This window comes from Plantactinospora sp. ZYX-F-223 (assembly GCF_039649625.1).
GTDB lineage: Bacteria > Actinomycetota > Actinomycetes > Mycobacteriales > Micromonosporaceae > Plantactinospora.
Genome location: NZ_JBDJAV010000027.1, coordinates 55,359 through 69,528 on the forward strand (window position 1 = coordinate 55,359; position 14,170 = coordinate 69,528).

17 protein-coding genes are annotated in these 14,170 nt (G+C 73.7%); 8 read left to right on the plus strand and 9 right to left on the minus strand.

Translation table 11 applies throughout. The annotated features are described in order from the left end of the window. Positions 1-91: 91 nt before the first annotated feature. The 4 genes from AAH979_RS25825 (at position 92) to AAH979_RS25840 (ending at position 3,629) form a co-directional block, all read left to right on the plus strand. Positions 92-865 (plus strand): glycerophosphodiester phosphodiesterase, encoded by a 774-nt coding sequence (locus AAH979_RS25825; protein WP_346260714.1) that lies wholly within the window; start codon positions 92-94, stop codon positions 863-865. A gap of 46 nt (positions 866-911) precedes the next feature. Next, complete coding sequence (locus tag AAH979_RS25830) at positions 912-2,288, plus strand: MFS transporter (protein WP_346260715.1); 1,377 nt, start codon at positions 912-914, stop codon at positions 2,286-2,288. A 135-nt stretch (positions 2,289-2,423) separates the two neighbouring features. Beyond that, on the plus strand, positions 2,424-2,795 hold the full coding sequence (locus tag AAH979_RS25835; protein WP_346260716.1) for a hypothetical protein: 372 nt from the start codon (positions 2,424-2,426) through the stop codon (positions 2,793-2,795). A 240-nt stretch (positions 2,796-3,035) separates the two neighbouring features. Then, positions 3,036-3,629, plus strand: a complete 594-nt coding sequence (locus tag AAH979_RS25840) for a thymidine kinase (protein ID WP_346260785.1) — start codon at positions 3,036-3,038, stop codon at positions 3,627-3,629. Positions 3,630-3,656: 27 nt separating this feature from the next. On the opposite strand, the gene AAH979_RS25845 is transcribed toward AAH979_RS25840, so the two are convergent. Further along, the gene (locus AAH979_RS25845; RefSeq protein ID WP_346260717.1) at positions 3,657-4,115 is read right to left on the minus strand and encodes a hypothetical protein; all 459 of its coding nucleotides are present in this window, start codon (positions 4,113-4,115) and stop codon (positions 3,657-3,659) included. Positions 4,116-4,294: 179 nt separating this feature from the next. Between AAH979_RS25845 and AAH979_RS25850 the strand changes: the two genes are divergently transcribed. Then, complete coding sequence (locus AAH979_RS25850) at positions 4,295-5,995, plus strand: acyl-CoA dehydrogenase family protein (RefSeq protein WP_346260718.1); 1,701 nt, start codon at positions 4,295-4,297, stop codon at positions 5,993-5,995. Positions 5,996-6,081: 86 nt separating this feature from the next. Then, on the plus strand, positions 6,082-6,453 hold the full coding sequence (locus tag AAH979_RS25855; RefSeq protein ID WP_346260719.1) for a VOC family protein: 372 nt from the start codon (positions 6,082-6,084) through the stop codon (positions 6,451-6,453). A gap of 28 nt (positions 6,454-6,481) precedes the next feature. Here the strand turns inward: AAH979_RS25855 and AAH979_RS25860 are convergent, their stop codons facing one another. Then, entirely contained in the window at positions 6,482-7,426 is a 945-nt protein-coding gene (locus tag AAH979_RS25860) for a tyrosine-type recombinase/integrase (RefSeq protein ID WP_346260786.1), read from the minus strand. Positions 7,427-7,565: 139 nt separating this feature from the next. On the opposite strand from AAH979_RS25860, the gene AAH979_RS25865 reads away from it, so the two are divergent. Then, complete coding sequence (locus tag AAH979_RS25865; protein ID WP_346260720.1) at positions 7,566-8,549, plus strand: WYL domain-containing protein; 984 nt, start codon at positions 7,566-7,568, stop codon at positions 8,547-8,549. Positions 8,550-8,635: 86 nt separating this feature from the next. Here AAH979_RS25865 and AAH979_RS25870 read toward each other — a convergent pair whose 3' ends face one another. From AAH979_RS25870 to AAH979_RS25880, 3 genes are all read right to left on the minus strand, one after another. After that, positions 8,636-9,061: an Hsp20/alpha crystallin family protein gene (locus AAH979_RS25870; RefSeq protein WP_346260721.1), complete on the minus strand. Its 426-nt coding sequence runs from the start codon at positions 9,059-9,061 to the stop codon at positions 8,636-8,638. A gap of 70 nt (positions 9,062-9,131) precedes the next feature. Continuing rightward, the gene (locus AAH979_RS25875; protein ID WP_346260722.1) at positions 9,132-9,671 is read right to left on the minus strand and encodes a GNAT family N-acetyltransferase; all 540 of its coding nucleotides are present in this window, start codon (positions 9,669-9,671) and stop codon (positions 9,132-9,134) included. 68 nt (positions 9,672-9,739) lie between these two features. Next, positions 9,740-10,975 (minus strand): MFS transporter, encoded by a 1,236-nt coding sequence (locus AAH979_RS25880; protein ID WP_346260723.1) that lies wholly within the window; start codon positions 10,973-10,975, stop codon positions 9,740-9,742. A gap of 70 nt (positions 10,976-11,045) precedes the next feature. Here AAH979_RS25880 and AAH979_RS25885 point away from each other — a divergent pair, with 70 nt between their 5' ends. Then, complete coding sequence (locus tag AAH979_RS25885) at positions 11,046-11,549, plus strand: MarR family transcriptional regulator (protein WP_346260724.1); 504 nt, start codon at positions 11,046-11,048, stop codon at positions 11,547-11,549. Positions 11,550-11,574: 25 nt separating this feature from the next. Here AAH979_RS25885 and AAH979_RS25890 read toward each other — a convergent pair whose 3' ends face one another. The 4 genes from AAH979_RS25890 to AAH979_RS25905 all read right to left on the minus strand — a co-directional run bounded on the left by AAH979_RS25890 (position 11,575) and on the right by AAH979_RS25905 (position 14,089). Further along, positions 11,575-11,892 carry a type II toxin-antitoxin system PemK/MazF family toxin gene (locus tag AAH979_RS25890; RefSeq protein ID WP_346260725.1) on the minus strand — a complete coding sequence of 106 codons (318 nt, stop codon included), beginning with the start codon at positions 11,890-11,892 and terminating at the stop codon, positions 11,575-11,577. After that, positions 11,889-12,140: a DUF6364 family protein gene (locus AAH979_RS25895; protein ID WP_346260726.1), complete on the minus strand. Its 252-nt coding sequence runs from the start codon at positions 12,138-12,140 to the stop codon at positions 11,889-11,891. Before AAH979_RS25895 ends, AAH979_RS25890 begins: the two co-directional genes overlap by 4 nt. Before the next feature lie 72 nt (positions 12,141-12,212). Further along, positions 12,213-12,872, minus strand: a complete 660-nt coding sequence (locus AAH979_RS25900) for a response regulator transcription factor (protein WP_346260727.1) — start codon at positions 12,870-12,872, stop codon at positions 12,213-12,215. Beyond that, on the minus strand, positions 12,869-14,089 hold the full coding sequence (locus AAH979_RS25905) for a sensor histidine kinase (protein WP_346260728.1): 1,221 nt from the start codon (positions 14,087-14,089) through the stop codon (positions 12,869-12,871). The genes AAH979_RS25900 and AAH979_RS25905 overlap by 4 nt, the downstream gene beginning before the upstream one ends. Positions 14,090-14,170 lie beyond the last annotated feature (81 nt).

A 14,170-nucleotide genomic window follows, 5' to 3' on the forward strand; every position in this document is an offset into this window, starting at 1 on the left:
CCGTTCACCGCCCGGAAGAGTTCCCGTCGGTCGGGGGAAAGCGCCGCCCTCCGGTCACCGGACGGCCAACCGGGCCGGGCATACTCGCACCGTGATCCGGGACTTCGCCTACCTCGACGCGCCGACACCGCTGGCGTTCGCGCACCGGGGCGGCGCCGCACGCGGCGACGAGAACACCACCGAGGCGTTCGCCCGGGCGGTCCGGCTCGGCTACCGGTACGTCGAGACCGACGTGCACGCCACCGCCGACGAGGTGCCGGTGGTCTTCCACGACGCGACCCTGCACCGGATGACCGGCGAGCACGGCCGGATCGCCGGACTGCGCTGGACGGACCTGAAGACGATCCGGGTCGGCGGGGCGGCGGCGGTACCCCGGCTCGACGACGTGCTCGGCGCCTGGCCGCAGATCCGGTTCAACGTCGACGTCAAGGCCGACGGCGCGGTCGCGCCCACCGTGCGTACCGTCGACCGGGCCGGGGCCGGCGACCGGGTGCTGCTCGCCTCGTTCAGCGACGCCCGGCTGGCCCGGCTGCGGATCCTGGCCGGGCCGAAGATCGCCACCTCGCTCGGGCTGCGCGGGGTGGCCCGGGTACGGCTCGCCTCGCTGGCCAACCGGCGGCTGATGCTGCCGCCGACGGTGGTCGCCGCCCAGGTGCCGGTCCGCTACCGCGGGGTCAAGGTGGTCGATCGGCGGTTCGTCGACTACGTGCACCGGCTCGGTCTCCAGGTGCACGTCTGGACCATCGACGACATCACCGAGATGAACGAGTTACTCGACCTCGGTGTGGATGGCATCATGACCGATCACGTCGACGTGCTGCGCGAGGCGTACCAGAGCCGCGGTCACTGGCCGTCCGATCGGTAGGTCGGCCGGACCAGGCCCGCCCGACCCCCGATACCGAAGGACCGACATGGCCGAGACCATCCCCGCGACGGCGCCGGACGCGCCACCCAGCACCCGGCACGAGCGGGTCGGCTGGTACTTCTACGACTGGGCGAACTCGGCGTTCAACACGACGGTGATCACCGTCTTCCTGGGCCCGTACCTGACCTCGATCGCGAAGGCGGCCGCCGGCTGCGCCTCGGACGACCCGTGCCGGGGCGGGCGGATCAGCCTGCTCGGCATCGACATCGCGCCCGGTTCGCTCTTCCCGTACATGGTGTCGCTGTCGGTGTTCCTGACCGTCTTCGTGCTGCCGCTGGTCGGTGCGGTCGCCGACCGGTCGCCGCGCAAGAAGGAGATGCTGGCGCTCTTCGCCTACATCGGCTCGGCGGCCACCGTCGGGCTGCTGTTCCTGACCGGCGACCGCTATCTGCTCGGCGCCGGGCTGTTCCTGGTCGCCAACATCTCCTACGGGGCGAGCATCGTCGTCTACTACTCGTTCCTGCCGCAGATAGCCGGGCCGGAGGAACGTGACAGCGTCTCCAGCATCGGCTGGGCGATCGGCTACATCGGTGGCGGGCTGCTGCTGGCGATCAACGTCGCGGCGGTGCTGTTCAAGGACTCGCTCGGGTTGGACACCGGCGAGGTCGCCCGGTACAGCATGGTGTCGGCGGGCATCTGGTGGGCGGCGTTCACCACCATTCCGCTGATCCGGCTGCGCAACCGTCCGCCGGTCGCCGGCCCGGCACAGGGACCGGTACTGCTCGACGGGTTCCGCCAGCTCTGGCATACCCTGCGCAGCCTCAGGGCGTACCCTCTGACGTTGTTCTTCCTGGTCGCCTACCTGGTCTACAACGACGGCATCCAGACGGTGATCTCGCTGTCCGCGGTGTACGGCACCGAGGAGCTGAAGCTCTCCGACGACGTCCTGGTGCCGACCATCCTGATGGTGCAGTTCCTCGCCTTCTTCGGCGCGCTCGGCATGGGCGCGCTGGCGAAGCGGATCGGTGCCTGGAAGACCATCCTGATCAGCTTGGTGCTCTGGACCGTCGTGCTGGCGGTCGCGTTCCGGCTGCCGGCCAACCAGGCGCTGCCGTTCGTGCTGCTCGGCGGTGGGATCGGCATCGTGCTCGGCGGCAGCCAGGCGCTGAGCCGGTCGCTGTTCAGCCAGTTGATCCCGAAGGGCAAGGAGGCCGAGTACTTCGGGCTGTACGAGATCTCCGACAAGGGCACGAGCTGGCTCGGGCCGCTGCTGTTCGGGCTGGCGTACGGGATGACCGAGAGCTACCGGGTGGCGATCATCTCGCTGCTGGCGTTCTTCGTGATCGGGTTCGTGCTGCTGGCCGCCGTGCCGATCCGGAGGGCGATCGTCGCCGCCGGCAACACCCCGCCGGAACGGCTCTGACCGGCCGGTACCGCCGCAGCCCGCCGGCTGCCGCGTCGGCCCGGGTCGGCCCGCACGAGCTGGCCGACCGGGGCGACCAGCGGCACGATCTGGCCTAGGGTGGGCCCGGGGCGGCACGTGGGCGGGAGGCGCGGAATGGAGCGGATCGAGGTGGCCGCGGGTACGGCACTGGTCGGCGTGATGGCCGGTGCCGGCTGGCCGGCGGCCCGGGCCGAGGTGGTGGCCTTCTGGCGGCAGGTCCGGCCCGGGGAGGCGGACGACGTGGCCGCCGACCTGACCGAGGTACGCGCCGAGGTGCTCGCCGCCCGCCAGGCCGGCGACCCCGCCCTGGAACGCGCCCTCGCCGAGGGCTGGCAGCGCCGGTTGCGGGACCTGGTGCAGGGTGACCCCGACCTCGCCGCCGGCCTGCGGCACCTCGTCGACCAGCATCTCGTGCCGGCGCTCCCGGCGGACGAGCGGGCCGGGATCACCAGCCGGCTGCCGGACGGCGACCCCGGCCCGGGCTGAGTCGCGGGTCGACCGGGCTGAGTCGCGGGCTGAGCGGGCTGAGTCGCGGCCCGCTGGTCGGTCGGCCGACCAGAGTGGTCAACGACACGGCGGGTCGAACCGGAAACACCTGGTGGCCTAGGCTCCCCGACCGTGACCGACGACAGCCGCACCAGCCCGACCCTGTCCGCCGGCGACGAGTCCGCGCTCGCCCAGGCGTGCTTCGCTGCCGGCGACGGCCGGTTACGTCAGGGCGCCGCCCTGAAGTTCTTCTGGGGACCGATGGACTGTGGCAAGTCGACCATGGCCCTGCAGATGAACTACAACCACGCCCGGCAGGGCCGGCGTGGACTGGTGCTGACCAGGATCGACCGTTCCCTCGGCCCGCAGATCACCACCCGGATCGGCCTGGCGCACGAGGCCATCGAGGTCACCGAAGACCTCGACCTCTGTGAACTCGTCAGGGGCCGGTGGGCCGAGGGCGACCGGCTCGACTACCTGATCTGCGACGAAGCCTGCTTCTACACCGTGCGGCACGTCGAGCAGATGGCCGAGCTGGTCGACTGCTACGACGTGGACGTCTTCGCGTTCGGTTTGGCCAGCGACTTCCGGTCCTGCCTGTTCCCGGCGGCGCAGCGGCTGTTCGAACTCGCCGACGAGGTGTCCCGGATCCAGGTCGAGGTGCTCTGCTGGTGTGGACGCCCGGGGCAGCTCAACGCCCGGGTGGTTGGCGGCGCGGTGGCCCGGCAGGGCGAGCAGGTGGTCATCGGCGACACCGTCGAGGCGGCCGAGGTGCGCTACCAGGTGCTCTGCCGGCGACACTTCCGCTCCGGCGACCTGGGCGAGCACCGCTGACGCCGGGGCCGGCCGGCCCGGTCGGGATCAGAACGGGTCGCCGCAGACCCGCCACTCGTCGCCGTCCTTGATCATCGGCAGCTCCCGCCGGTCCACCGCACCGGAGCGGCGGGTCAGCTTCGCCGTCGCGGTCGCCCGGAGCTGGCCCCGGTCGCTGGCGACGGTGACGTCGTCGATGGCGTATCGGGTGATCGTCGGTGGCACCGAGAGGCGGCGCTCGAACTCGTCCCGGCTCCACCGCTCGCGGGTGTCGACGCAGAGCCGGTCGTAGGCGCCGCCCGCGTCGCCGCTGGTCACGTCCTGCAGGAACGCCTCCGCCGCCTCCTGGGCCGCGCCGGAGGACTGCCGGACGTGCTGGTAGTTCCAGGCCCCGAGGCCGGCCGCGCCCACACAGCAGACGAAGAGGCCGGCCGCGACCACCGACAGCACGCCCCGGAGCCGGCGCGGCCGCCGTGCCCCGCGCCCGCCGGGCAGCTCGTAGCCCATGCCACCGACCGTAGATAGCCACCGCGTCCGGCGGGTGCCGAACCGGTCGGGTCGGCACCCGCCGGCCATGATCGGCTCGGTCGGCGCCACCGGGCGCCCGCCGTGGTCTACGGTCGGGACCATCCCCCGCCAGCTTCGCCGGCCCGCCGGCCGGCCCTCGCCCCTCGAGGACGACGACCATGCAACGCTACGTCCAGTCGGTCCCGCTACCCGCCGACCCGTACTTCAGCGACCGGCTGCTGCGGTCCTGGCTGGACCGCCAGCTCGGCCCGGACGGGCACGCCGCCGCGGCGGACCGGCTGGCCGCGCTCGCCACCGACGTCACCGGTCCGCTACGGGCCGCGCACGCCGATGCGGAGGCGCACCCGCCCACCCTGGTCCGCTACGGTCCGTGGGGAGCCAGGATCGACCGGATCGAGACCTCCGCCGGCTGGCAGGCCCAGCGCGCGGCGGCCGCCCGGCACGCCGTGGTCGCGCTGCCGTACCTGGCGCAGGCCCGGAGTACCTGGGGAGCGGCGGCCCGGGTCGTCCAGCACGCCCTGCTGCACCTGTACGGTCCGGAGTCGGCCACCTTCTCCTGCCCGGTGGCGATGAGCGACGGCGCCGCCGCGCTGCTCGCCCGCCCCGAGGTCGATCCGGCGCTCCGGGACGCCTGGCTGCCCCGGCTCACCGCCACCGACCCGGCCGTGGCGGTCAGCAGCGGGCAGTGGATGACCGAGTCGCAGGGCGGCTCCGACCTGGCCCGGTCGACCACCACCGGCCGGCCCGCCACCGATGGCTCCTGGCGGCTCACCGGCGAGAAGTGGTTCTGTTCGGCCGCCGACGCGGAGCTGGCGGTCGCGCTGGCCCGCCCGGAGGGCGCCGATGGGGGCAGCCGGGTGCTGGTGCCGTTCCTTGTCCCGCGCTACGCCGCCGACTCGCCGCTGGCCGGGCCGGGCGCCGACCGGGACGCCCCGGCGCCGGGGATCACCGTGCACCGGCTCAAGGACAAGCTCGGTACCCGGGCACTGCCGACCGCCGAAATCGGGCTGCACGACGCGTACGCCTGGCCGCTGGGTGACCCGTCCGTGCCGGGTCTGAGCCGGGCGATGACCCTGGTCGTGGTGACCCGACTGCACAACGCGGCGGCGGCCGCGGCCGGCATGCGCCGGGGGCTCGGGTACGCCCTGGCATACGCCGACGCCCGCCAGGTGGCCGGCGGACGGTTGATCACCGCACCGCTGCACCGGGCCACCCTGGGCACCCTGGCGGTGGACGCGGCCGGGGCGTTCGTGCTGGCCGGGCACGCGTTCGCGCTGCTCGGCCGGGTCGAGGTGGGGGCGGATCCGGCCGCCGCGGCCGAACTGCGGATCGTGGCGCCGCTGGCCAAACTCGCCACCGGACGGCTGGCGGTCTCCTCGGCCAGCGAGTACGTCGAGTGCTTCGGCGGCGCCGGATACGTGGAGGACACCGGGGTGCCCCGGCTGCTGCGGGACGCCCAGGTGCTGCCGATCTGGGAGGGCACCACCAACGTGCTCGCGCTGGACGTGCTGCGGGCGGTGCTCCGGGAGGACGCCGCTACCCCACTGCTGGCCCGGCTGGACGCCGCCACCGACACCGGCCGGCGGTTGCACCCGGCGCTGGCCGACGCGCTCGCCGGCACGACGGCGGAACTGCGGAACTCGCTCGCCGAGGTGACCCCGGAGTCGGTCGCGGTACTGGCCGGGGCGCGCTGGCTGGCGTTGCGGATGGCGTACGCGCTGGCCACCGCCCTGCTGGTGGAACAGGCGGCCGGCGGCGACGAGACGGCGGAGGTGGCCGCCCGGCTCTGGGCGCGGCGCTGGCTGCGCGGCGCGGACATCGCGGCGGAGGCACACCACGAACTGGACCTGCTCTGCTGAACCGCCCGCCCGGCAGAGCGGCGGTGCGCGGACTCGGTCGCCGTACCTGACAGGAGGTGTCAGGTACGGCAGGCAGGCTGGCCGGCATGGAAAAGATCGGCGACCTCATCATGGTCAACCTGGACAGCCCGGATCCCCGCGCGCACGCCGAGTTCTACTCCCGGGCGCTCGGCTGGGAGATCACCGCCAGCGCGGACGAGTACGCGATGATCAGCGACGGGCACGCCTCGATCGGCTTCGGGCTGGTCGAGGGCTACCAGCCGCCGGCCTGGCCGGACAGCTCCGGCGGCAAGCGCTACCACCTCGACCTCTACGTCGACGACCTGGACAAGGCCGAGGCGGCCTGCCGTGACGCCGGTGCCGCGCGACCCGACTTCCAGCCCGGCGGTGACCGGTGGCGGGTGCTCACCGACCCGGCCGGGCAGCCGTTCTGCATCTGCCGGCGACCGCAGGACTGAGCAGGTGGACCCGGGCGGACCCGCCGTCTCAGCTCCGGCGGCGGGCCCGGGCCGCCCAGATCGCGTACGCCGGGTCCCGGTCCAGGTTGTGCCGGTCCCGGTCGTACCGGCGGGTGGTGCGCGGGTCGGCGTGCCCCATCGCGTCCTGCACATCCTCCAGTGGCACCCCCTCGGCCCGGGCCGAGGTGGCGAAGGCGTGCCGCAACGAGTGTGGGGAGAGCCGTTCCCAGGCCGGAATGCCCGCCACCCGGGCCAGCCGCCGGACCAGCCGGAACACGGCGTGCCGGTCGAGCCGGTTGCCGGTGGCGGTCACCAGCAGCGCGCCGGTCAACTGCTCCACTGGCCGTCCCGCCACGATCGCGCGGGCGGCCAGGTAGGCGTCCACCGCGTACGCCGAACCCGGGGTCAGCGCCCGGCGGCGGGCCCGGCCGCCCTTGCCGACGAACCGCACGCTGCGGTGCCCCCGCTCCTGGCCCAGGTCGGCCAGGTCGAGCGAGACCAGCTCGCCGACCCGTAGCCCGAGGTCGGCGAGGAGAGCCAGCACCACCCGGTTGCGCAGCGCGGTGGGGCCGGTGTCGGCCTCGGCGGCGGCGAGCAGCGCGTCGACCTCGTCCGAGGTCAGGCCCACGGTGGCGGAGTGGTCCCGGTCGACCCGGGGCCGGTCGGCACCGGAGACCGGATTGCCCGGCACCGCCCCGAGCTTGCCGAGAAACGTGTACCAACTGGACAGCGCGGAGAGCTTCCGGGCCACCGTTGCCGAGGTCAGCGGGCGGCCGCTGCGCGGGTCGACGCTCGACTCCAGCTCCCGGGCGTACGTGTTGACGTCCAGGAACGTCGCGCCGAGCGGGTCGACTGCCCGGCTGCCGCACCAGCCGAGCCAGCCGGCGATATCCCGCCGGTACGCGGCCCGGGTGTGCTCGGACAACCGACGGTTACGCAGCCAGGCCTCGGTGAAGTCGGCCGGAGCGGACATCGACACCGGTCGGGGCGTCGCCCGGCGAACCAGGGTGGATCGGGACACGCGAGAAAGTTTTTCAGACCATTCGCCCGGGACCTCGAAGACGCGCCCGGCGATCTCCAACTCTCGGAAATACCAGGATAATCTTGCTCGGGTGCGCGCCAGCCGACTCGTCTCACTGCTCCTGCTGTTGCAGGCCCGGGGGCGGATGACGGCGCAGGAGCTCTCCACCGCGCTGGAGGTGTCGGTCCGGACGGTCTACCGGGACGTCGAGTCGCTCGGCGCGGCCGGTGTACCCGTCTACGCCGACCGGGGTCCGGCCGGCGGCTACCGGTTGCTCGACGGCTACCGGACCCGGCTGACCGGGTTGACCACCGACGAGGCGGAGGCGCTGTTCCTGGCCGGCATGCCCGGCCCGGCCACCGAACTCGGCCTGGGAACCGTGCTGGCCGGTGCCGAGCTCAAGCTGCTCGCCGCGCTCCCGGCCGAACTGGGGGGCCGGGCCGCCCGGGCCCGCGACCGGTTCCACCTGGACGCACCGGGCTGGTTCCGCGACGCCGAACCGACCCCGCACCTGGCCGCGCTCGCCGACGCGGTGTGGCGGGAGCGCATGGTCGAGATCCGGTACCGCCGCTGGCGGGCGCCCCGGGAGGTGACCCGGCGGCTCGCGCCGCTGGGCGTGGTGCTCAAGGCGGGCCGCTGGTATCTGGTGGCCCGGGCCGGCGAGGAGCCCCGGGCCTACCGGATCGGCAGCGTGCTGGAGCTGACGGTGCTGGACGAGAGCTTCACCCGGCCCGACGACTTCGACCTGGCCGGCTTCTGGCACGCCTGGAGCCGCCGCTACGAGGAGAGCGTCTACCAGGCCACCGCAACGGTACGGCTGACCGAGGCGGCGCTGGAGCGGATGCCCTTCATCTTTCCCCCGGCGATGTCCCGGGCGGCCCGGGCCGCGGCCGGACCGGTCGACAACGCCGGCTGGCGCTACACGGCCGTGCCGATGGAGTCGGTCCGGCACGGGCACGTCGAGCTGTTGAAGCTCGGCGCCGACGTCGAGGTGCTCGCCCCGGCCGAGCTGCGGGCGGCGTTCGTGGCCACCGCCCGGGCGATGGCCGGCCGGTACCGGATCACAGCGGACTGACCGGCGCCGCTGCCCGGAATGCCGACGCGCGCCGGTCCGGGATGTCGGCCGGACGGGCGCGCGTCGCGGGACGGTGGTACGTGGAATCAGGAGTTGATCTGGCGCGGGCCGGCACCGGAGACGGTGACCTCGACCCGGCGCGGCTTGGCCCGCTCGGCCACCGGAATGCGTAGGGTCAGCACCCCGGCCTCGTAGCCCGCCTCCAGCTTGTCCGTGTCGAGGGTGTCGCCGAGGAAGAGCTGCCGGGTGAATACCCCCATCGGACGTTCGGCGGCGACGAGTTCCACCTTGTCGCCGGTCGGCCGGCGCCGCTCGGCGCGGACGGTGAGCACGTTGCGCTCCACCGTGCACTCGATGCTCTCCGGGTCGACGCCGGGCAGGTCGAAGGCCGCGTAGAAGTAGTCGCCGTCGCGGTAGGCGTCCAGGTGCATGACCGCCGGTCGGCTGGTGGTGCCGAAGAAGTGCTCGGCGATCCGGTCGATCTCGCGGAACGGGTCGGTACGCATCAACATCGTCGATCCTCCTCGGTTCTCCTGGGCCGAAGGTTAAGTTGAGTCGAGGTGACTCAAGTTCTCTTCCTTATTACCGCGCCGCGGCTCCGGCGTCAACCCCGAGCACGCGACGCCAACCGAGCCGCTTCTCGAACCAGTGGTCGGCGTACGGCGAGACGGCGTAGGCCGGCACCTCCCGGTAGCCGTGTCTGGCGTACAGCGCCCGGGCCTCCACCAGGTCGTGCCGGGTGTCCAGCCGCATCGTCGTCGCCCCGTGCGCCGCCGCTGCCTCCTCCACGGCGGCGAGCAGCCGTGCCCCGCCCCCGCGCCGCCGCGCGCCGGCCCGGACGAACACCCGGGTCACCTCGGCGTACGGCAGGTCACCCAGCCGTACTCCGGCACAGCCGGCCGGCTCGCCGTCGTACCAGCCGACCAGGAACAGCCCGGTCGGCGGGGTCAGGTCGTCGCTCGGCTCGTCCGCCAGCACCTGGTCGATCTCGGCGTCGTCGGTCGGCCGGCGGTGGTACCGGCTGACGATCTCGGTGAAGTAGTCACGGAGCAGGGCACCTGCCACCGCTCCGCCGACGGGCTCGGCGCGGACCGTCCAGCCCAGGGTCAGGATGTCTCCCACCCGGTCAGTCTGGCCGGCGCGTCCAGCGGTTTTCCCCGCTCCGTTCGGGTGGCGGCGCGGGCGACCGGTCAGCGGACGGCCGCGACCGGCGCGGGTTCCGGCGCGGCCTCCGGGCCGGTGCTGACCGGGCGACGCACCCCGGGGACCGCGGCGGTGCCCAGGCAGGCCACCGCGACCGCCACGGCGGCCAGCGCCAGTGGCACGGTGGGCGACCAGGCGTCGGCGGCGAGCGGCGCGAGCGCGTACCCGAGGGGCATCGCGGCGAGCGAGAGCAGCCAGTCGTAGGAGGTGACCCGGGCCAGCACGTGCGACGGGATCTCCGCCTGGACGACGGTCTGCCAGAGCGGGTTGAGGAAGCCGAGGGCGGCCAGCGCGACGCCGTACGAGACCACCACGGTCCACGCCGGAGCGGCCACCGCGAACAGGGTGAGCGGCAGCGCGTAGGTGGCCAGGCCCAGGTTCGCCACCAGGATCGGCCGGCGCAGCCGGGCCCGTCCGGCCAGCAGTGAGCCGACCAGCAGACCGACCGCACCCGCCTCGAGCACCAGTACCCAGACGCCCTCGCCGCCCAGCCGGTCGATCGCCACCGCTGGGCCGAGGGTGACCAGTACCGCCGCCACGCCGTTCCAGACCGCGTGCGCCACCAGACTGCTCCAGTACCAGTCGCGGGAGCGGACCTCGGACCAGCCCTCCCGCAGGTCGGCGAGGAGCGAGTGGCGCTGCACCGGGGTCCGGCGTACCCGGAGCACGGCCAGCAGGGCGGCGCTGACCGCGAAGCTGGCACCGTCGAGCACGAACGCCCAGCCGGGCCCGGCGGCCCAGATCAACGCGCCGGCCAGCGCCGGTCCGGCCAGCCCGGTGGCGCTGCGGGCGGCGCCCAGCGCGGCGTTGGCCCGCTGCCGGCCGGGCGCGTCGACCACCCCGGCGACCAGCGGTGAGGTGGTGGGCATCGCGAAGGCGGACGCGACCCCACCGACCGCCGAGGCGACGGCGATCGACAGCAGGGTCGGATCGCCGCCGAGCAGTTCGACCCCGACGAAGACCTGGGCGGCGCAGCGGACCAGGTCGCTGCCGATGGCCACGATCCGGGGATCGAGCCGGTCGGCGAGCACTCCGCCGAGGGGTAGCAGCAGCAGTCTCGGCACCATCGCACAGCCGAGCACCAGGGCCAGGGCGGAGCTGGAACCGGTGGCTCGCAGCACGGCGAGGGCGAGCGCGGCCGGCACGACGGCGTCGCCGAGCGCGGAGAGCGTACGGCCGAGGAAGAGCAACTGGAAGGCGCGCAGCCGGAGCGGGTGGGTCACGGGTTCGGAGGTTATTTCGAAGCCGAACCTTTCGCCAACGAATAATTCCACTTCGACGTAGGATTGTGGCGTGGAACACCAGGAGGACTGGACCGACGGGCACGTCGCGCGCTGGCTGCCCGTGCTGCCCGACCTCGACCCGGACGTGGAGGGCACGGTGACCCGGGCGAAACTGCTGGCCCAGCACCTGCGCCGGGTCCGGGAGAAGTCGCTGGTCGACTTCGACCTCCAGCGGCCGGAGTTCGACACCCTGCACGCGCTCGCCGGCCGGCACGGCCGGGCGGTGCCGTCCCAGCTCGCCGACGACCTCAACCTGGCGCCGCCCTCGGTCACCGCCCGGATCGACGCCCTGGTCGCCCGCGGCTTCGTCCGGCGGACACCGTCGGCCACCGACCGGCGCCGGGTCGACATCGAGCTGACCGAGCAGGGCCGGGCCGCCTGGCTCGGCGCGATGGACATCCTCGGCGACGAGGAGTACAGGCTGCTCGGCGCGCTCACCGCGGACGAGCGGCGTACCCTCTCCGACCTGCTGCGCCGGGTCATGCTCGCCGCCGAGCGGCCCCCGACGCTCTGACCGAATCAGGGGCCCGCCCTGGTGGTCACAGCTCGAACAGGTCCCGCAGCGCCGCGCCGATCCGGGCCATGCTCGCGCCGGTCGCCATCCCCACCCGCTCCACCGCGACCGCCGCCGGAACCCGGCGCAGCCGGTTCACCACCACGACCCCGGTGACCGGATCCGTCTCGGCCAGCGGCACCACGAACGGTGGAAGTTCGCTGCTGCCGCGCTGCCGGACGATCGGGGCACAGTACGGGGAGGTGGACGGCCGGTCGTTGTGCCCCTCGCCGGAGAGCACGATGACCCGGTGTCTGGCCTGCTGGGTACGGTCGCCGACGGTCCAGATCTCGCCCCGGTTCACGCGGCGCCGGCCAGGTCGGACCAGCCCGCGTCGACCCGGTCGGCGTAGCGGTCGAAGGCGTCGAGTTCGTCCCGCACCTCCGGGTGCGCGGCCAGCCACGCCTCGTGCTGCCGAGCCGCGGCGCGGAGCGCCTCCTTGCGGGCCGCACGGTCGATCCAGGCCGACAGGGACATGCCGTCCTGCTTCGCCGCGGCACGGGCTCGGGCGAGCGTGTCCGGGTTCAGGCTGAGCGTGACCTTGTCCGCCATGTCCGCGATGGTACGCCCGGTGGTGTCGGCGGAGGTATCCGCGCGGGTGTGTCGGGGCGGCACCGGAGCCGGTCAGCGGGCCGGCGCGACCAGCCCCAGCTCGTACGCGATGATCACGAGCTGTACCCGGTCCCGGGCGTCGAGTTTGGTCAGCAGCCGGGCCACGTGCGACTTGGTGGTCGCCATCGTGATAAACAGCTCGTCGGCGATCTCGCTGTTCGAGCGGCCCTGCCCGATCAGGGTCAGCACCTCCCGCTCCCGCTCGGTGATACCGGCGACCGGGCGTACCCGACGGGCGGCCGCCGGTGCGGCCTCGACGAAGCCCGCGATCAGCCGGCGGGTCACGCTCGGTGCGATCAGGGCGTCACCGGCGGCGACCACCCGGATCGCCCCGAGGATGTCGTCCACGGCCATGTCCTTGACCAGGAAACCGCTGGCACCGGCCCGGAGTGCGCCGTAGACGTGCTCGTCCTCGTCGAAGGTGGTCAGCACGAGTACCCGGCTCGCTCCGTCACCGGCCACGATCTGCCGGGTCGCCTCGATGCCGTCCATGCCGGGCATCCGGATGTCCATCACCACGACGTCGGGCCGGACGGCCCGGGCCAGCTCGACGGCCTCCGCACCCGTGCCCGCCTCGCCGACCACCGACAGGTCGGGGGTGTCGGCGATGAGGACCCGCAGCCCGGAACGGACCAGCGGCTGGTCATCGACGAGCAGTACCCGGACGCTCATGCCGGCACCGCCGGGCTCGCAACGGTCTCCGGCAGCGGCAGCCGGGCCGCCACCCGGAAACCGCCTCCGGGGACCGGTCCGGCCGCGAAGTCGCCGTGCAGCAGGCCGACCCGCTCCCGCATCCCGGCGATCCCGAACCCGCTGGCCGCGACCGGCCCGCCGCGCCCCTCGTCGACGACCTCGACGTGCAGGTCGTGCTCCCGGTAGTCGAGGGTGACCCGGCACCGTGGCGTACCGGCGTGCCGGACGACGTTGGTCACCGCCTCCTGCACGATCCGGTACGCGGACAGCTCGATGTCGGCCGGCAGCGGACGCCGCTCCCCCCGCCGGCACAGCTCTACCCGGACCCCGGCCTCCGCCGTCGCCTCGGCCAGCCGGTCGAGGTCGGCGAGCCCGGGCGCCGGATCCCGGGGCGCCGGGTTGGACGGGTCCGCCTGACGCAGCCCGCCGAGCACCCGGCGCAGGCCGGCGAGGGTCTCCCGGCTGGTCGTCTCGATCGCCCGCAGCGCAGCACCGGCCTCGGCCGGCTGGGTCTGGATCACCCGGCTACCCACCCCGGCCTGGATCGCGATGATGCCGATGCTGTGCGCCACCATGTCGTGCAGTTCACGGGCGATCCGCAGCCGTTCGGCGGTGACCGCCTGGGTGGTGGCCTGCGACCGCAGCGCCTCGGCGTACCGCCGCCGCGCCCGCACCGAGTTGCCGATCATCCAGGTGGCCAGCATCCCCAGGGTGGGGATCTCCGGCTGGAAGACGGCATTGTCGCCGAGGTCCAGGTAGCCGATCATGATCTCGGCACAGAGCGTCAGTACGGCGACGGTCACCGAGAGCCGACGGGACCTGGTCGCCGCGACGAACCCGACGACCAGGTTGATCGCCAGCAGTTGCAGATACCGCAGGTCGGCCAGGTAGCCCTGGTGCCACGAGTGGATCATCACCGTCATCGCCGCCGACCCGAGCAGCATCAACGCCAGGGTCGCCAGCGGGCTGCGCCGCAGCAGGACGGCGGGCAGCGCCATCACCAGGGCCGGCAGCGCGTACCGGGGGATCATCTCCAGCACGCTGTGGTAGCGGCCGGGGCCGTCTGAGACGATCGCCACGGTCAGGGCCAGTAGCACGGGGAACGCGGCGACTCCGCACCAGACCAGTGCCGTCCGCACCCCCGCCGGCAGGCGGTGGCGCAGCGGTGGCCGGAGCAGGTGCGGGGTGGCGTCCACGCGGCGAGACTAGCCACCGGCCGGCCGGTGCGGCATCCGTCCACGGACGTAATTCCGCAGGCTGGCGCCGCCCGGACGGTT